The sequence below is a fragment of the Polaribacter sp. BM10 genome (assembly GCF_002005425.1).
GTDB lineage: Bacteria > Bacteroidota > Bacteroidia > Flavobacteriales > Flavobacteriaceae > Polaribacter > Polaribacter marinaquae.
The window spans coordinates 677,572-695,306 of the sequence record NZ_CP019704.1 but is presented as its reverse complement, the minus strand read 5'-3'; the positions used below and the strand labels follow the sequence as shown (position 1 = coordinate 695,306).

Here is a 17,735-nt window from a genome sequence, read left to right as displayed (position 1 = left end):
AAGCTCCGAAATTTTCGGAGCTTTTTATTTATTAAGAATCTAAATCATTAAATTGAAATTCGTCATCAAAAGAATCTTCATCTTCTGCATAATCTTCCATTGTTTGCTCTAATTTAGTACTAATCTTCACCAAATAAATGGTTTCCTCTGTCCTAACTTCAACAGCTTTTATATACTCTCCTTTTGCATTTTTAAAAGATAAAATATCCGAATAATCATATCCATCAGGATATTTTTCTATCAACAAATCTAAAATATCTGTTGTTAGTTTTGCATAATCTACAATTACTCTTTTCATATATATAGTTTTTCAATTGGCATAAAAGCAAAATTTAAGTGTTACATTTCTAGTAAATAAGCAAATATTAAAGGCGCCACAATAGTTGCATCACTTTCTATGATAAACTTAGGTGTATCTATATCTAATTTTCCCCAAGTAATTTTTTCATTAGGAACTGCTCCAGAATAGGATCCATAACTGGTTGTAGAATCAGAAATTTGACAAAAATAACTCCAAAATGGTGTATCAGTTCTTTCCATATCTTGATACAACATTGGTACAACACAGATAGGAAAATCACCAGCAATTCCACCTCCTATTTGAAAAAAACCAATTCCGTTTTTAGAATTCTCTGTATACCAATCGGCTAAAAAGGTCATATACTCTATTCCAGATTTTACTGTAGAAGCTTGTAATTCTCCTTTTAAAACATAAGATGCAAAAATGTTACCCATTGTAGAATCTTCCCAACCAGGTACAACAATTGGCAAGTTTTTTTCTGCCGCTGCATACATCCAAGAATCTTTTAAATCTATTTCATAATGCTCTTCTAAAACACCAGAAAGTAACAACTTGTACATATATTCGTGAGGTAAATAACGTTCTCCGTTTGCCTCTGCATCTTTCCAAATTTTTACAATATGTTCTTGAATTCTTCTAAAAGCTTCTTCTTCTGGTATACAAGTATCTGTAACTCTATTTAAACCTTTTTCTAATAAATCCCATTCGTCTTGCGGCGTTAAATCTCTATAATTCGGTACACGTTTATAGTGAGAATGTGCTACTAAATTCATCACATCTTCTTCTAAATTTGCGCCCGTGCAAGAGATAATATGAACTTTATCTTGACGAATCATTTCTGCAAAAATTTTACCCAATTCTGCCGTACTCATGGCACCTGCTAAAGAAACCAACATTTTGTTTCCTTTGTTAAGTTGCGTTTCGTAACTTTTTGCAGCATCTACTAAAGCCGCCGCATTAAAGTGAAGAAAATACTTTTCTATAAATTCTGATATTGGTTTTTGATTAGTATTCATCTTCATCATTTTTAAATTTTGCCACTTTTTTAAACACATTTTCTTTTGTAAGATCTTCTCCTATATCATAAGAATCTTCTTTTGATGAAAACTTATAACTTAACATTTTGTAAAATAATTTTGCTGCTAAAAAATCAGATGATTTTTCATTATCATTTGGGCAAAGTTCAACCATATCAAAACCAACAACATTTTTTTGCTCGAATACTGTTTTTAAAAATTCTAACGTTTCATAATAAAACAATCCGCCAGGTTCTGGTGTTCCTGTAGATGGCATAATCGACGGATCTAAAGCATCCAAATCAAACGTGATAAAAACATTTTTACCTAATTGGTCGATAACATCTTCCATCCAATCTTCATTTACAGCCATATCGTGTGCAAAGAATACTTTATCTAAATTCATATTTCTTTTTTCAGAAATATCCATACTTCTAATACCAACTTGCACCAAATTTGTGTTTTGATTTGCCTCATAAACAGCACAAGCATGGTTACAAGAAGAACCTTCATATTCTTTTCTTAAATCTGCATGTGCATCAATATGTAGTACTGTTAAATCGCTAAAACACTCATTAAATGCTCTAATTGTTCCTATAGAAATAGAATGTTCTCCACCAAAAACGGTTACAAATTTATTTCTATTGATATATTTTTTTGTTATTTGATGTACTTCTTCTACCATGGCTTCTGGAGATGACTTTTCGGTAATCGCGTCAGCTAAATAAACGCCTTCTTTATATACCTCTGTATCTGTTTCTATGTCATACAGCTCCATGTTTTCTGATGCATTTAAAAATGCTTCCGGACCTTTGTCTGCACCTTTTTGCCATGTACTTGTGCCGTCATAAGGAACAGGGATAATTACTATTTTTGAAGTTGACAGGTTTCCGAACTCCTGCGGAATTCCTGCATATGTTTTATTTGTGTTCATTTTATTTGAGATACTTGTAATTGTAAAATCAATTAGGAATTAAATTTAAAATCTAATTGATTATTTTCTTTTTAATAACCTAATATTGATAATAATTCGTTGCTTTTTTGTTGTTCTTTAAAAACGTTAAAAGTTAATTCTCCGTTTTCATCTCTATCGATTAATAAGTGTTTTGGGTGCGGAATTAAACAATGTTGCAAACCACCAAAACCACCAATAGATTCTTGATATGCACCGGTATTAAAAAAACCAATGTATAACGGATTATTCTTCTCATAAACAGGCAAATAAATTCCGTTTATGTGTTGTTCAGAATTGTAATAATCATCACTATCGCAAGTTAAACCGCCCAACAAAACTCTTTCGTACTGCTTGTTCCACTTATTAATTGGCAGCATAACAAAGCGTTTATTTATTGCCCAAGAATCTGGTAACGTTGTAATAAAAGACGAGTTTATCATGTTCCATCTTTCTCTATCGTTTTGTTTTTTCTGATATAAAATTTCATAAATAGCTGCGCCAGATTCGCCAACAGTAAAGCTTCCAAATTCTGTAAAAATGTTTGGTACATCTACATTTGCTTCTTTGCAAGCCAATTTAATTTGATTGATAATTTCATCAATCATATATTGATAATCATATTCAAAACCCAAAGAGTTTTTAATGGGAAAACCACCACCAATATTTAAACTATCTAAAGACGGACAAACTTTTTTAAGGTTGATATAAACGTTTAAACACTTCATCAACTCATTCCAATAATAAGCATTGTCTTTTATACCTGTATTGATAAAAAAATGTAGCATTTTTAAATCTACTTGTGTATTATTAGCAATTTCTCTTTCATAAAAAGAAACAATATTTTTATAGCCAATACCTAATCTAGATGTGTAAAATTCGAATTTTGGTTCTTCTTCGGATGCAATTCTAATACCAACCTTAAAAGGTTTTTCTGTTTCTTTTTGCAACAACGGTAACTCCTCAAAATTATCAATAATAGGAATCACATTTTTATGATCAGAATTAATTAAATCACCAATATTTTTAATGTATTGATCCCTTTTAAATCCATTACATATTACAAATGTGTTGTCTTTAATTTTACCTTCTGCTTTTAATTTTTTGACAATATCGATATCAAAAGCAGATGAAGTTTCTATATGAATATCATTTTTTAAAGCTTCATTTAAAACATGCTTAAAATGAGAACTTTTAGTACAATAACTATAAAAATAGTCTGCTTTATAGTTATGCTTTTGCATACTATTTTCAAACCATTCTTTTGCTTTATTGATGTTTTCTGATATTTTTGGCAAGTAGGTAAATTTTAACGGTGCACCATATTTGGCTGTTAATTCCATTAAATTTATTCCGTGCCAGAATAATTTATTGTTTTCAGTTTTAAATTCTTCTTGAGGGAAATCGAACGTTTGTTCGATTAAATCTTTATATTTTGTGTTCACTTTTATTTTTAAATTAATTGTATGATAAACCTGTCTAAGCTAAAACATTTTTAAGTTTTAGAATAGATATTATAACCTTTTAAAAAAGGGTTTATCACTGTAATATTTGCAAGTAAACTACATGCAACTTAGAAAAAAGCTGCAATTCTTGAAGAATTGAAAATGGAGATACCTTAATTTTTTCGTTGCATTTCCAAAATGCGATATAATTTTCATTCTCCGTTAGAAAATTATTTCCGAGATAAGAAAAACTAAACATTTTAATTAAATAAGTTAATCAAATGTATATTATTTTTCAATACAAAAAACAAAAGTGAAAAAAAATTTACTTTTATTTAATATACAGTATTTCTTCTTTTAAACACTAAGATTCTTTGACTTATTATTATCAAAAAAAATAATATTTAATGTAAAAAATGTTTTTTAATTACTTTAAAAAAGTCTAAAACAAAAAAAAGCTCTGAATTAACAGAGCTTTTTATATTTATTCTTCAATTGGCGGATGCCCATGAATTTTTTCGAAATCTTCGTCGAAATTTGCACGTAAATATGCATTTAATTTCTTTCGATAATCGTCTTTTAACCAAGTAACAAAATTGTGTGTACTTTTAGAAATACATTTAGCATATCTATTAATTCTATCATCAATTTCTTCGCCTATCATTTTTGCTAAAATTAAAGCATCAAAAACATCTTCACTATTTTCGATACACATTTTTGCATGATGTACTATCGATTTTTCTAATACTCGCTTCGAAGATTCACCTGCTTTAATTGTATCTATATATACTTTTTTCATATCGAAATAAGTATCTGTAGACTTTGCAAATTCTTTCTTAATATCTGCAGGTAGTTCGTATTTAAAAGTACTTTCGATTTCTTCATCAGAAAGTATAGAATCTAAATAATAATCTGGCGCTCTAAACATTTTTTGCCAATCTAAATCTGCACCCCAAGGTCCAAATCTATGAAAGTTGTTACCTAAATCGATAACATCAAAAGTTTTCTTATCTCCTAAAATACGAGAACCACGACCAATCATTTGGTAATATAAAGTAAGCGATTTTGTTGCTCTATTTAAAATAATGGCTTCTATACTTGGCTCATCAAAACCTGTAGTTAAAATACTTACAGAAGTAATAATAGCATTTGGTGTTTTATGAAACCACTTTAAAATAAGCTCTCTTTCTTTTTTAGTATTTGTATTATCTAAATGGGCAATTGGGTACCCCGCTTTTTTAAATGCATGAAATACTTGTATCGAAGTATTAATACCATTATTAAAAATAAGCGTTTTTTTACCTTTAGCTGTTTCTTCGTAAGCGCTTACTAATTTAGTAAGCATGTCTGTATTCATATACAAATCTTCAGAAGATTTTACTGTATAATCTCCGTTAGCACCAACTTCTAAAGAAGTTAAACCAACATTATAAGAATACATATTTGCTTGTGCTAAATAACCACTTTCTATTAGGTGATGAATTGGTTCTCCTACAAAAAGTTCTTGGTAGTTCTCGTACATTGGTAATTTAATGTTGGAACTTAAAGGAGTAGCTGTTACACCTAAAATAAAAGAATCATTAAAAAACTTAAATATTTTGGTAAAAGAGTTATAATGTGCTTCATCTACAATAACCAAACCGATATCAGAAATATCTAACTTATCATCTGTAAGTCTATTCTTTAGCGTTTCTACCATGGCAACAAAACAATTAAAATCGTTTTGATCGTCTAATTTGGCTGTAGAATTAATAATTTTATTGTGCACACCAAACTCATTAAGCATCTTAGATGTTTGCTTGCTTAATTCTATTCTGTGTGTTAAAACTAATACTTTCTTCTGAAATTTTTCTATGTAACGTCGAACAATTTCAGAAAAAATAACAGTTTTACCACCTCCTGTAGGTAATTGATATAATAAATGATAATCTTTTGGTGCAGTTTCAAAACGATTAAAAATCTCTTGAAGTGCATCTTTTTGATATCCGTATAATTCTTTTCCTACCTTTACTTGTGAAGTGTTTGTTTCTGCCAAAAGTTTAAAAATTTTAAGCTACAAAAGTAAGACTTAAAATAGGTTTTTCCCAAATTTAAGCTATATAAATCTTGATAAGTTTGTTTGAGTGATATCATAATGCGATGTATTATGCACAGAAACACCATTTTTTACCACAATTAGTTGTGGTGATTGATGCATAATTTGAAACTTATACCCTACTTCATCAGAAATGTTTCTATAACTTAATAAATCTAAATAATAGACTTTTAAATTCTGATGTTCTTCTAAAAAAAGGTTTTCAAACTGTTTTATAACCATACTACTAATTCCGCATCTAGTAGAATGTTTAAAAATTAAAACAGCCTCCGTTTCAGATTGTTTCTCTATAATCTCTAATTGATCTATACTATTTAAAGGAATCCAGTTTAAATATGACTTTTTTTCTGGTTTTGATTTTTTATCACTATTTCCTCCAAATACGTTGTTAAATATACCCATTTACTTGTTTTTTTACTTTGTCGATACAAATATAAGAAACTTTCATCAGTCAAAAAGTCAGTTAAAACAAGTGATTTACAGACATTTTGACCTATTTAAAGTTAAATAATCTAATGGTATTAAAATTGCTTTAATCTTATCAAAAAAACAAAAAAATAGAAAATGAATTTTAATAACTATACAACAAAATCGCAAGAGACCATTCAAATGGCGCAGCAAATTGCGCAAGGTTTTGGTCATAATCAAATAGAAAATGAACACATATTTAAAGCATTAACACAAGTAGACGAAAATGTTTTGCCTTTTCTATTAAAGAAATTAAATATAAATACAGCAATTTTAGAGCAAGTATTAGATAAACAATTAGAAAGCTTACCTAAAGTTTCTGGTGCAGAATTAATGCTTTCTAGAGAAGCTGGTAAAAGTTTAAACGAAGCATCAATTATTGCTAAAAATATGAAAGATGATTATGTTTCTATTGAACATTTAATTTTAGCAATTTTTAAATCGAAAAGTAATATCGCACAAGTTTTAAAAGACCAAGGTGTAAGTGAAAAAGATTTAAAAGCAGCAATAGAGGAATTAAGAAAAGGAGAAAGAGTTACTTCTCAATCACAAGAAGAAACGTATAATTCTTTAAATAAATTTGCTAAAAACTTAAATCAATTAGCGCAAGATGGCAAACTAGATCCGGTAATTGGTCGAGACGAAGAAATTAGACGTTTACTACAAATTTTATCTCGTAGAACTAAAAACAACCCTATTTTAGTTGGGGAACCAGGAACTGGTAAAACAGCTATTGCAGAAGGTTTAGCACATAGAATTGTAGATGGCGATGTACCAGAAAATCTTAAAGATAAATTAATTTTTTCTTTGGATATGGGCGCATTAATTGCTGGTGCTAAATATAAGGGTGAGTTTGAAGAACGCCTAAAAGCCGTTATAAAAGAGGTAACAACTTCTGATGGAGATATTGTACTTTTTATAGATGAAATTCATACGTTGGTTGGCGCAGGAGGCGGACAAGGCGCTATGGATGCTGCTAATATTTTGAAACCTGCTTTGGCTCGAGGAGAACTGCGTGCAATTGGTGCAACTACGTTAGATGAATATCAAAAATACTTTGAAAAAGATAAAGCATTAGAAAGACGTTTTCAGAAAGTTCAAGTTGATGAACCAGACACAGAAAGTGCTATTTCTATTTTACGCGGAATTAAAGAAAAGTACGAAACTCACCATAAAGTTCGCATTAAAGACGAAGCCATTATTGGTGCTGTAGAATTATCTCAAAGATATATTACCAACAGGTTTTTACCAGATAAAGCCATCGATTTAATGGATGAAGCGGCATCTAAATTGCGTATGGAAATCAATTCTAAACCAGAAGAATTAGATGTTTTAGATAGAAAAGTTATGCAGTTAGAAATTGAAATCGAAGCCATTAAACGAGAGAAAGATGAAGTTAAATTAAAATCTTTACGTTCTGATTTGGCAAATCTAAAAGAAGAACGCAATGAAATTAATGCAAAATGGAAATCAGAAAAAGAAGTAGTCGATAATATTCAGAATGCAAAATTAGAAATAGAAAACTTTAAACTAGAAGCAGAAAAAGCAGAACGTGAGGGTAATTATGGCTTAGTTGCAGAGTTGCGATATGGTAAAATTAAACAAGCTCAAGAAAATTTAGAGCTTTTACAAAAAACATTGCAAGAAAATCAAACTGAAAGTTCTTTGATTAAAGAAGAAGTTACTTTAGATGATATTGCAGAAGTTGTTGCAAAATGGACAGGTGTTCCGGTTACAAAAATGATTCAATCTGAAAGAGAAAAATTATTAAAACTAGAGCAACAATTGCACAAAAGAGTTGTAGGTCAAGAAGAAGCAATTGTTGCAGTTTCTGATGCCGTTAGAAGATCTAGAGCAGGTTTGCAAAACCCAAACAAACCAATTGGTAGCTTTTTATTTTTAGGTACTACAGGTGTTGGTAAAACAGAATTAGCAAAAGCATTGGCAGAATATCTTTTTGATGATGAAAATGCCATGACTCGTATTGATATGAGTGAATATCAAGAAAAACATTCTGTTAGTAGATTGGTTGGTGCGCCTCCTGGTTATGTAGGTTATGATGAAGGTGGGCAACTTACAGAGGCAGTTAGAAGAAGACCTTATTCTGTGGTGCTTTTAGATGAAATAGAAAAAGCGCATCCAGATACTTTTAATATTTTATTACAAGTTTTAGACGAAGGTAGGTTAACAGACAATAAAGGACGTGTTGCAGATTTTAAAAACACCATAATTATTATGACATCTAATATGGGAAGTCATATAATTCAAGAGAAATTTAGCGACCCTAAAGCAGATTTAGAAGCTGTTACAGAATTGGCTAAAATTGAAGTTTTAGGCCTTTTAAAACAATCTGTTAGACCAGAATTTTTAAACAGAATTGATGATGTAATTATGTTTACACCACTTAAACAATCTGACATTTTTGAGATTGTAAAACTTCAAATTGAAAGTTTAAAGAAAATGATTGGGAAACAAGAAATAACATTAGACGCTACAGATGAAGCTATAAGTTATTTGGCTAAAAAAGGATATCAACCAGAATTTGGTGCAAGACCTGTAAAAAGAGTTATTCAAAAAGAAGTTTTAAACCAACTTTCTAAAGAAATTCTATCAGGAAAAATCACAACAGATAGTATTATTCTTTTAGATTCTTTTGATGACAAATTAGTGTTTAGAAATCAATCAGATTTGGTAGAAGAGTTATAGTTTAGTTAGGTTAATTAGTTAGTTAGCAGAAAGCGGTACTTTAATAAGTATCGCTTTTTTTTTATTTATATTCGTACATCAAAACAAATTATCATGAAAAAATATATTCTAGTAATTGGCTTAATTTTTAGTTTATTAGTTTCTTGTAACTCTCAAGAAACAACAACTTACTATTTAATTCGTCATGCAGAAAAAGACAGAACAGATAGCGGTAATAAAAATCCAGATTTAAATGAAAATGGATTAAAAAGAGCTAAAAAATGGGCAGAATATTTTAAAAATATCGATTTAGATGCCGTGTATTCTACAAATTACAATAGAACACAACAAACTGCAAAACCTACTGCTAGCAGTAAAAATTTAAATATTACAAGTTACAATCCTGGTAAAATGTACGACTCTGTATTTAAAGCAAATACCAAAGGTAAAACAGTGTTAATTGTTGGTCATAGCAACACAACACCTGTATTTACAAATAGAATATTGGGTAAAAAGATGTATGAAAACATGAGCGATAATGACAATGCCAGTTTATTTATTGTTACTATTTCAGGTGATGATAAAACTAGTAAAATTGAAAAAATTGATTAGCATAATGGTTTCTAATACTAGAAAAAGACTTGTAATTAGATATCAATAAAACTACAAGTCTTTTTTTATTTTTAAACTACTAAAGTAATTTAACCTCAATATTTTCTAAAATAATTTCTGATACTTTTTTAAGCTCATTTTTTTCAAAAGCTTTATCAATATCAATAAGAGAAATTTCTTTATGCAACGGTTTGTAATTTTCGAAATCGACAAAACGAATTCCGTTTTTTACTGACTCTTCTTTTAAAGCTCTAAAACGTTTTCCACCACCGTTTGTGTGGTAAGAATATGCCAAGTAATCAATTAAAAAATCTTCTTTCCCAATCCAATAAATAAATACATCTTCAAAGTCTTCTCCTCCTCCGTCTTTAGAAAAAGTAACTTCAATTTTATAATAATCTTTACCTTTAACTTTTGATGATGGTAATAATTTCTTATGAACAGCTTTATCATTTAAACCAAATGGTAAAACAGAAAAATAATGCACAGAGTTTACCGCATTAGCAATAACATTTGCTATAGAATCGTTTGTTTTAACTAATTTACCATCAGCAAAACGCTTGAATCCATTATTAGAAAGTACATCTTCTACAGTTTTATGATCAGAATTATTTGTAAATCGAAATAGCTCAAAATTTCCATTTTTACGAACCGCAGCGTAATCAACATCTCTAAACTTAAACCCAATTTTAGAGTTTTTAACTTTATCTGCACCAGAAGAAACCATTGTTTTATCTATAATTTCTTGTGCATTCAACTCTTTCTTAGCAGGTTTACAAGAAATTGCAAGCAGTAAAAAAAGTAATACTATTTTTTTCATTTTATAAGAATATTAGTTCTAGAATAGAATTCAAAATTACGTTTCTTTCCCGAATGTAAAAATGTATCTTTGTTAAAAATTTTTAAACAAAAAATCAGTCTATGGCTGTACAGAAAAAAATAAACATACAGAATAAAAAAGCGAGATTCGAATTTGAAATTCTAGATAAATTTGTGGCCGGAATTCAATTAACCGGAACAGAAATTAAATCTATAAGATTAAGTCAAGCAAGAATTACAGAGAGTTTTTGCGAGTTTAATGATCGCGGAGAATTGTTTATTGTGAATATGTATATACAAGAATACATGTTTGGGCATCATTTTAATCATAAGCCAAAAAGCGAACGTAGATTGTTATTAAACAAACGAGAATTACGTAGTTTAAAAAAAGATGTAGAAGCAAAAGGAAATACAATTGTACCTTTAAGGTTATTTATTAATGATAGAGGATTTGCAAAACTAGAAATTGCCTTAGCCAAAGGAAAACAAATTCACGACAAAAGAAATACGCTAAAAGACAGAGATAATAAAAGAGATTTAGCTAGAATTAAAAAGAACTTCAACTAAAATGCCTGTTTTTTTAAAACTAATTCGTTATAAAAACCTCTTAATGGTTTTATTAACAATGGTTTTAACTAAATACGCATTATTAGAATCTCACTCTTCAAATACATTATTATCGCATTTCAATTTTATTATTTTAACGACCGCTGTACTTTTAATTACAGCAAGCGGATATATTATAAATGATATTCTTGATATTGAAACTGATAAAATAAACAAGCCATCAAAATTATTCTTAGATAAAAACTTTTCGATTAAAAAAGCTTGGTCTTTTTATATTTTACTTAACATCTTTGGTTTAGCTCTTGGTATTATTGTTTCCATCGCAACAAATACACCTTTAAACTCATTATATTTTATTGTAACTGCGATCATCCTATTCTTCTATTCTAAAAGTTTTAAAAAAATCGCTTTAATTGGTAATCTTATTGTAAGTTTCTTATGTGCTTTAGTGATTTTTTTAGTTTCTGAATTCGAATTTATTAGCACAAATTTAGAACCTAGTTCAAAAATTTCTTCTGATTTAATAATTGCTATTTATTTGTTCTTTTCTTTTACAACAACATTAATTAGAGAGATTATAAAAGATATTGAAGATGTAAACGGAGATTTAAAAATAAAAGCTAAAACATTGCCTATTCTTATAGGAAGAAAAAGATCTGCAAGAATTGCTTTTTTTATCAGTTCTATAATGTTAGTTTTTATACTAATTATCTTACAATCAATAAAAAACGAATCATTATTCTTTTGGTATATTTTACTCTTTATTTGCCTACCACTACTCTATTTATTATATAAAATTTGGTTTGCAAGAACTAAAAAAAACTATAGTATTATTAGTAATTTACTAAAAATTATTATGTTTTTAGGAATTTTATCGATGCTTTTATTTAGGTTTTAGAAGTACCTGTAACATTTTTCACTTTTCTTTTTCTTGAAGTGATAAAGTAAACTCCAGATAACAAAACTACAGATGCAATTATAGATTGAGTGGTTAATTCTTCGTCTAAAAAATACCAACCTAAAACTAAAGCCACAATAGGATTCACGTATGCAGAAGTTGCTACTTTTTCTGTAGAAACTACTTTTAGTAAATAATTAAAAGCTGTAAAAGCAATAATACTTCCAAAAATTATTAGCATAATTACAGAAAACTGAACTTCTATTGCCCAATTTAAAGGAGAAGACATTGTTTCATTAAAAGAAAAACTCATCAATAATAATAACAATCCAGCAAACAGCATTTGATATCCTGTAGTTACAAAAAAGTTTTTGGGTAAATCTGCTTTAGAAACAAAAACACCACCATAAGCCCAACTTAACACACATGTAAGAATCATAAAGATACCCAACAAACTACCTTCTGAAGTTGTAATTGATTTCTGACTAACCAAAAGATACATGCCTACTATACCTAAACCAACACCAATAATCGATTGTCTTTGCATTGGTTTTCTATCTATCAATCTTAATAAAATTAGCACAAACAATGGTTGTGTAGCAGCCAATAATGCAGCAAAACCACTGTCTACATATTTTAAAGCCCAAACAAAAACTCCGTTACCATAAACTAAAAAAAAGAATCCAGAAACAGCACAGTTAATTAATTGCTTTTTAGAGATTTTTAAGTTTAACTTCATAATTTTAGAAATTATAAGTATTAAAACTGCAGAAATTAAAAACCTTACAGATGCCATAAAAAAAGCTGGTAAAGCAGTTACAGCGATTTTATTAAACAAATATGTAGACCCCCAAACAACGTAAATTGTAAAAAAAGCGAGAACTATTAATATTTTAGAATTTTTTAAAAACATCTATTTAAATTTAAACAACGAAAATACTACTATTAAAAATAAACAATGCATAAATTTTCGTCAGTTCTTATACTGATAAAGAAATTATAACTAAACATTAAAATTATTTTAAAGAGATTATAAGTTTTATCTTCTTATAAATATATTTTAAACCTATTTTTAAGAAATTTTAGAAATAGTGTATTTAATTTTATATATTTATTTGAATAAATGAAAGGAGAAATTTTTGATAAACAACGTGTAATAAGTTTTAGTGATGCTGTCTTTTCTATTGCAATTACACTTTTAGTCTTAGACATTGTAGCACCAACTTATAAAGAGTTAAAAGCAGCAGATACTTTACAAATTCTACAAAATAGAATTCCAAGTATTATTGGTCTAATAGTTAGTTTTATTGTGATAGCTTTATATTGGGTAGCACATATGAGAATTATGAAATATGTTTCTACAATAAATAAAAAGGTATTACGATACAATATTTTCCTTTTATTTTTTATAGTTCTTCTCCCTTTTTCAACTGCGTTTTATGTTAGAGGCTTTATGTTAAAAGGCCCATTTGCTTTTTACTGCTTTAACTTATCTGCAATTGGTTTTTTTAATTATTTGCTTAACATTTACATTCCTAAAAAAGAAAAAGGTTTAACTGGCATAACCCCCGTTTTAGCCAAATATTTTAAATACCGAGCTTTAATTGCATTTATTATTTGGGTTTTGGCTGGTATTTTTGCTTTTTTACTTCCAATGTTTGCTAGGTTGTTATTCTTATTTATTTTTATATTAGAAGCTATCTTAGTTAAGATTTACAAAAAAAAACTAATTAGTGAAAAAACTATTGTATAGAAAATATCCTTTTGATCCATCAATAAAAAACCATTGTATTGTTGCTTTTGGTTTGTCTATTTGGGTGTTTATATTCTTGTTTTACACAGAACCTTTTGACGTTAATCAATTTAAAGATGATGAAATGCCACTTTACATGTCTTTATATGGATTGTTGGTAGGAACTTGTTATTTGGTATTTATACCAATACAACAGATTTTATTTAAAAAATACAAAGAAAATTGGTATGTTATATCAGAAATATTATTTCTATTAATTTATGTTATAATAAGTATTATAGCTGCAAGGTTATTTTATTTATATGCAGTAGTACCCGGAGAACCATACCCATATACTTTAGGCTATCACTTAAAAGCAATTTTAATACCTGCTTTTTTAACAATTTTACCAATTGTTATTTTTGGAAGATTTGCTTTTGGAAAATATAAAAATAAAAAAACTGAAGCAAAAAAAATTGAAATAAAAGGCGAAGGTAATTACGAAGGATTGCGTTTACTTTTTAATGATGTAATTTGCATACAATCATCAGACAATTATATAGAAGTTTTTTATTTAAATGGTTCTATTTTAAAGAAGACTTTAATTAGAAATAAACTTTCTGTGATTGCAAATGAGTTTCCAGAATTATTAAGAACTCATCGTTCTTATTTGATAAATCCTTATCACTTTTTACAATGGAAAACAGAAAAAAGCAAACTATTTATTCTCTTATTTCACCACATAGAAGTACCCGTTTCTAAAACGTATCAAAATAATGTAAAAAGCATTTTAAATTCTACCACAGAATAGCTGTATTTCGCCCCAAACACTTATAAATACTGAGTTTATTGTTGATTAGTTTATAGTTTTGTATCAGAAAGTTTAATCAATTAAAACCTCATTATGAAAACTCTAATTACATTAATTATCGTATTTATTTTATCAAATTCTAATTTATCAAGTCAAGAAAATCAACAAGAAATTTTAATTGTTGGCACAATGCACACAGTACCTAAAATTGCAAAAAATAGCTACAAACCTATGTTACGATTTGCAAAAAAATACAAACCAGAAGCAATCTATGTAGAATCGCCAATGGCCAATGATTCTATTTCTTGGGAATATTTAAAAAAAGGTTGGTCTAAAGGATATCAAAAATTTTACAAATTATCAGATTCTTTACAAAAGACTTTTAATTATAACAACGTTAAATTTAACGCTACTATTGGAAAAGATTTTTCAAGTATGAGTGATGATGATTTAGATCACCTTATTAAATCATTTATTTACAAAAGAGATAATGGAAACTATGAATTATACACCTATTTAAAAAAATATGGTGTAAATGGATCTAAAAACCCAACAAGACATGAAGATGGAGATTTGACATATAAATTAGCATTAGCTATGAATCATAAAAAAGTGATTAATATGGATGATCAACAAACCAATAAAGAATACCATTTAGCTTGGAATAAGTGTAGTAAGGAAGGTGCTAAAAATGGCAATAACACAGCAAATTCTAAATTGTATAAAAAAAGTTATAATAGCGCTATTTTGCCTGCTATTTTTAGAAAATTGGGCAAACATACAAATAAAAGAAAATCATTGCAGCAATTGCATGATATGGCTTCATTTTCTTATGTGATTAAAGACACTGAAGGCTGTAAAGAAGGAAGGAAATATTTTGACGAAAGAAATATGAGAATGGCTAAAAACATTGCTGAACAAATTTTAGGTTCTAAAAAAACAAAAAATATTATTATTGTTGGTGCAGCACATGTAATTGGTTTAGAAAAAGAGTTTAAAAAAAACTATCCTAACCTTAAAGTAATTCTAATGAATGAGTATTAAACTTTCTATTTTTACTTAGAAAACGCTCACAATATTTTTGATCGTTTATTTTTTAAACCTCATAAGCTTAAACTTATGAGGTTTTGGTTTACAAACCATTATCAAACTAACTATTTTCTTCTTCAGTTTTAGTTTTGATAAAATCAAGATCTCTAGTATTTTTTTGAACAGTAATTGCACCAAATAAACTTAATAAGTAAGATATGGCGTAGAATCCTTTTTCACTTAAAAGTAAATCAGCATTTCTCAGTCCAACTATTAATAATAGTAAAGATGCGATTACAATAACCCAACTAATACCATAATACATTTCGCTCACTTTGATGTCTTCTGCTTTATCTCTTACTGCTTTTTGTAGAGAAATAACAGCATAAATTCCCATTAAAAGAATAGCAAAATAATACCCTTTTTCATTTAACTGCATGGTTGCATTCCAGAGCCCAATACAATAAGAAAGTAACCCAATAATTACAACTCCCCAAGTTGCACCTACATAAGCAGCTGTTGGTTTTTGGTTCAATTCATTTTTTAATTTGTTCTTTGCTCTTTTGTTCTTAGTCTCTTCTTTCGATGAAACTGTTGTTTGATAATTCATAATTTTTAGTTTAATAATTATGATACAAATTTGCGACAGTTTTGAAGTTCTTAGAATTTAATTTGAACCAATTACTGACGATTAAAAATAACCAATAACACAAGTAAAACAATAAATAAGTATATTTACATATATTTTACTGACGATATAATGATAAATTTAAAAGAAATATTAGAAACTTTTACCAAAGAAAACCAGCAAGAGTTTATTTTATACTTAGAGAAAAAGAACAAAAGGAAAGATGCAAAAAACATTCAGTTAGTTCGTCTTTTATTGTCGGACAACTTTTCTTCTACAGAGATTTCTCAGAAATTATATGGCAAACAAAATAAAGTAGCATTACACGCTTTAAGAAAAAGGTTATTTAAGTCTTTGATTGATTTTACAGCAAATCTAAGTATGAAAGAAGAAAATTCAATTGACATACAATTGATTAAATACATTCTTTCTGCAAGAAATTTCCTTAAAAAAGGACAAATTAAAATTGGATATCAAATTTTAGACAAAACTGAAAATATTGCTAATGAACATCAACTTTATACAATTTTAAACGAAATTTATCACACTAAAATTGAATATGCTCATTTAAATAAAACTTTAAATTTTGATAATCTTATTTCCACTTTTAATGACAATCAAAAGCAGTTAATTATAGAAGATAACATTAATATTGCTTGTGCTAAAATTAGAATTTCATTAGCCGAATATCAACAGCAAAAATCAAAAGAAGATATCAAAACACTGATTGAAAATGTTTTAAAAGAGCAAAATATTATCATTTCAGATTCCTTATCATTCAAATCTTTATATCAAATAATTAAAATTACTAGCATTTCTTCAGCGCAAAAATTTGATTACTGGAATATTGAAAAATTTCTGGTAAACACTTATGCTATTATCAAGCATCATACATCTAAAGACAAACAGCTTTACTATCATATAGAAGTGTTATACCTTATTGCAAATGCGCTTTTTAGAAGCAAAAAATTTACAGAATCTAAGAAGTATTTAGCATTAATGTATTTTTATATGAATGAAAAAAAGCAAAAATATTATTCTGATTTTGCTCCAAATTATCATTTATTATTGAGTTTAAATTACAACTATCATAATCAACAAGAAAAAGCCATAGAGCTTTTAGAACCTTATATTACTAATAAAAACGTAAATCTTGTTTCTCAATTAGACATTTTACTTTCACTTATTGTTTATTATTATCAAAATGAGTCTTTAGAAAAAGCTAAAAATTTGTTGGCTACTTTTTATCATACTGATAATTGGTATATAGATAAAGCAGGAATTGTATGGACCATTAAAAAAAATCTTATAGAAATTTTACTTCATATTGATTTAGGAAATATTGATTTGGTAGATTCTAGGTTTGTAAGTTTTAAAAGAAATTATTTTAAACATTTATCTGCAATAAATCAAGAAAGAGTAATCTCTTATTTAAAATTGATTGAAATCTATTATAAAAAACCAGAAATAGCTACAACTATTGAATTCTACAATAGAGTAGAAAAATCATTTAATTGGATAAATAGAAATAATGAAGATATTTTCTTAATGAGTTTTTACGCTTGGTTAAAAGCAAAAATGACCAAACAAAATATTTATTTTGTTACTTTAAATTTGATAAATAATTAACTTATTTACATGTAAAATGTGATTATATGCTCTTGGCATAATAGTTGG

At 27.9% G+C, this 17,735-nt stretch carries 17 protein-coding genes; 8 read left to right on the top strand and 9 right to left on the bottom strand.

The window, feature by feature from the left end:
• Positions 1–31: 31 nt before the first annotated feature.
• The 6 genes from BXQ17_RS02945 to ytxJ all read right to left on the bottom strand — a co-directional run bounded on the left by BXQ17_RS02945 (position 32) and on the right by ytxJ (position 6,211).
• A complete protein-coding gene (locus BXQ17_RS02945; protein WP_077809204.1) occupies positions 32–298 on the bottom strand; it encodes a hypothetical protein in 267 nt (88 codons plus the stop codon).
• Between the two features lie 41 nt (positions 299–339).
• The gene (locus BXQ17_RS02940) at positions 340–1,317 is read right to left on the bottom strand and encodes a deoxyhypusine synthase family protein (RefSeq protein WP_077811337.1); all 978 of its coding nucleotides are present in this window, start codon (positions 1,315–1,317) and stop codon (positions 340–342) included.
• Positions 1,307–2,251, bottom strand: a complete 945-nt coding sequence (gene speB, locus BXQ17_RS02935; RefSeq protein WP_077809203.1) for an agmatinase — start codon at positions 2,249–2,251, stop codon at positions 1,307–1,309. Before speB ends, BXQ17_RS02940 begins: the two co-directional genes overlap by 11 nt.
• A 71-nt stretch (positions 2,252–2,322) precedes the next feature.
• A complete protein-coding gene (locus BXQ17_RS02930) occupies positions 2,323–3,714 on the bottom strand; it encodes an arginine decarboxylase (RefSeq protein ID WP_077809202.1) in 1,392 nt (463 codons plus the stop codon).
• Positions 3,715–4,198: 484 nt separating this feature from the next.
• Positions 4,199–5,749: a DEAD/DEAH box helicase gene (locus tag BXQ17_RS02925; protein ID WP_077809201.1), complete on the bottom strand. Its 1,551-nt coding sequence runs from the start codon at positions 5,747–5,749 to the stop codon at positions 4,199–4,201.
• 60 nt (positions 5,750–5,809) lie between these two features.
• Positions 5,810–6,211 carry a bacillithiol system redox-active protein YtxJ gene (ytxJ, locus tag BXQ17_RS02920; RefSeq protein WP_077809200.1) on the bottom strand — a complete coding sequence of 134 codons (402 nt, stop codon included), beginning with the start codon at positions 6,209–6,211 and terminating at the stop codon, positions 5,810–5,812.
• A 162-nt stretch (positions 6,212–6,373) separates the two neighbouring features.
• Between ytxJ and clpB the strand changes: the two genes are divergently transcribed.
• Entirely contained in the window at positions 6,374–8,983 is a 2,610-nt protein-coding gene (gene clpB, locus BXQ17_RS02915; RefSeq protein ID WP_077809199.1) for an ATP-dependent chaperone ClpB, read from the top strand.
• 93 nt (positions 8,984–9,076) lie between these two features.
• Positions 9,077–9,574 carry a histidine phosphatase family protein gene (locus tag BXQ17_RS02910; protein ID WP_077809198.1) on the top strand — a complete coding sequence of 166 codons (498 nt, stop codon included), beginning with the start codon at positions 9,077–9,079 and terminating at the stop codon, positions 9,572–9,574.
• 79 nt (positions 9,575–9,653) lie between these two features.
• Here BXQ17_RS02910 and BXQ17_RS02905 read toward each other — a convergent pair whose 3' ends face one another.
• Positions 9,654–10,394: a DUF6503 family protein gene (locus BXQ17_RS02905; protein ID WP_077809197.1), complete on the bottom strand. Its 741-nt coding sequence runs from the start codon at positions 10,392–10,394 to the stop codon at positions 9,654–9,656.
• A gap of 101 nt (positions 10,395–10,495) precedes the next feature.
• Between BXQ17_RS02905 and smpB the strand changes: the two genes are divergently transcribed.
• Both smpB and BXQ17_RS02895 read left to right on the top strand, forming a co-directional pair.
• Positions 10,496–10,960, top strand: a complete 465-nt coding sequence (gene smpB, locus BXQ17_RS02900; RefSeq protein WP_077809196.1) for an SsrA-binding protein SmpB — start codon at positions 10,496–10,498, stop codon at positions 10,958–10,960.
• Between the two features lies 1 nt (position 10,961).
• Entirely contained in the window at positions 10,962–11,858 is an 897-nt protein-coding gene (locus BXQ17_RS02895; protein WP_077809195.1) for a geranylgeranylglycerol-phosphate geranylgeranyltransferase, read from the top strand.
• Here the strand turns inward: BXQ17_RS02895 and BXQ17_RS02890 are convergent.
• Entirely contained in the window at positions 11,848–12,771 is a 924-nt protein-coding gene (locus tag BXQ17_RS02890; protein WP_077809194.1) for an EamA family transporter, read from the bottom strand. The genes BXQ17_RS02895 and BXQ17_RS02890 overlap by 11 nt on opposite strands.
• Positions 12,772–12,981: 210 nt before the next feature.
• Here BXQ17_RS02890 and BXQ17_RS02885 point away from each other — a divergent pair, with 210 nt between their 5' ends.
• The 3 genes from BXQ17_RS02885 to BXQ17_RS02875 all read left to right on the top strand — a co-directional run bounded on the left by BXQ17_RS02885 (position 12,982) and on the right by BXQ17_RS02875 (position 15,445).
• Complete coding sequence (locus tag BXQ17_RS02885) at positions 12,982–13,611, top strand: TMEM175 family protein (protein ID WP_077809193.1); 630 nt, start codon at positions 12,982–12,984, stop codon at positions 13,609–13,611.
• Complete coding sequence (locus BXQ17_RS02880; RefSeq protein WP_077809192.1) at positions 13,592–14,401, top strand: LytTR family DNA-binding domain-containing protein; 810 nt, start codon at positions 13,592–13,594, stop codon at positions 14,399–14,401. The genes BXQ17_RS02885 and BXQ17_RS02880 overlap by 20 nt, the downstream gene beginning before the upstream one ends.
• A 93-nt stretch (positions 14,402–14,494) precedes the next feature.
• Complete coding sequence (locus tag BXQ17_RS02875) at positions 14,495–15,445, top strand: DUF5694 domain-containing protein (protein WP_077809191.1); 951 nt, start codon at positions 14,495–14,497, stop codon at positions 15,443–15,445.
• A gap of 106 nt (positions 15,446–15,551) precedes the next feature.
• Here BXQ17_RS02875 and yiaA read toward each other — a convergent pair whose 3' ends face one another.
• On the bottom strand, positions 15,552–16,040 hold the full coding sequence (gene yiaA, locus BXQ17_RS02870; protein ID WP_077809190.1) for an inner membrane protein YiaA: 489 nt from the start codon (positions 16,038–16,040) through the stop codon (positions 15,552–15,554).
• A gap of 150 nt (positions 16,041–16,190) precedes the next feature.
• Between yiaA and BXQ17_RS02865 the strand changes: the two genes are divergently transcribed.
• Complete coding sequence (locus BXQ17_RS02865; RefSeq protein WP_077809189.1) at positions 16,191–17,687, top strand: hypothetical protein; 1,497 nt, start codon at positions 16,191–16,193, stop codon at positions 17,685–17,687.
• Positions 17,688–17,735 lie beyond the last annotated feature (48 nt).

What these genes read in the sequence shown, in the direction of transcription:
- BXQ17_RS02945 (WP_077809204.1), bottom strand. Translation starts at nt 298, where the DNA reads ATGAAAAGAGTAATTGTAGATTATGCAAAACTAACAACAGATATTTTA.
- BXQ17_RS02940 (WP_077811337.1), bottom strand. Translation starts at nt 1,317, where the DNA reads ATGAATACTAATCAAAAACCAATATCAGAATTTATAGAAAAGTATTTT.
- speB (WP_077809203.1), bottom strand. Translation starts at nt 2,251, where the DNA reads ATGAACACAAATAAAACATATGCAGGAATTCCGCAGGAGTTCGGAAAC.
- ytxJ (WP_077809200.1), bottom strand. Translation starts at nt 6,211, where the DNA reads ATGGGTATATTTAACAACGTATTTGGAGGAAATAGTGATAAAAAATCA.
- clpB (WP_077809199.1), top strand. Translation starts at nt 6,374, where the DNA reads ATGAATTTTAATAACTATACAACAAAATCGCAAGAGACCATTCAAATG.
- BXQ17_RS02910 (WP_077809198.1), top strand. Translation starts at nt 9,077, where the DNA reads ATGAAAAAATATATTCTAGTAATTGGCTTAATTTTTAGTTTATTAGTT.
- BXQ17_RS02905 (WP_077809197.1), bottom strand. Translation starts at nt 10,394, where the DNA reads ATGAAAAAAATAGTATTACTTTTTTTACTGCTTGCAATTTCTTGTAAA.
- smpB (WP_077809196.1), top strand. Translation starts at nt 10,496, where the DNA reads ATGGCTGTACAGAAAAAAATAAACATACAGAATAAAAAAGCGAGATTC.
- BXQ17_RS02895 (WP_077809195.1), top strand. Translation starts at nt 10,962, where the DNA reads ATGCCTGTTTTTTTAAAACTAATTCGTTATAAAAACCTCTTAATGGTT.
- BXQ17_RS02890 (WP_077809194.1), bottom strand. Translation starts at nt 12,771, where the DNA reads ATGTTTTTAAAAAATTCTAAAATATTAATAGTTCTCGCTTTTTTTACA.
- BXQ17_RS02885 (WP_077809193.1), top strand. Translation starts at nt 12,982, where the DNA reads ATGAAAGGAGAAATTTTTGATAAACAACGTGTAATAAGTTTTAGTGAT.
- BXQ17_RS02875 (WP_077809191.1), top strand. Translation starts at nt 14,495, where the DNA reads ATGAAAACTCTAATTACATTAATTATCGTATTTATTTTATCAAATTCT.
- yiaA (WP_077809190.1), bottom strand. Translation starts at nt 16,040, where the DNA reads ATGAATTATCAAACAACAGTTTCATCGAAAGAAGAGACTAAGAACAAA.
- BXQ17_RS02865 (WP_077809189.1), top strand. Translation starts at nt 16,191, where the DNA reads ATGATAAATTTAAAAGAAATATTAGAAACTTTTACCAAAGAAAACCAG.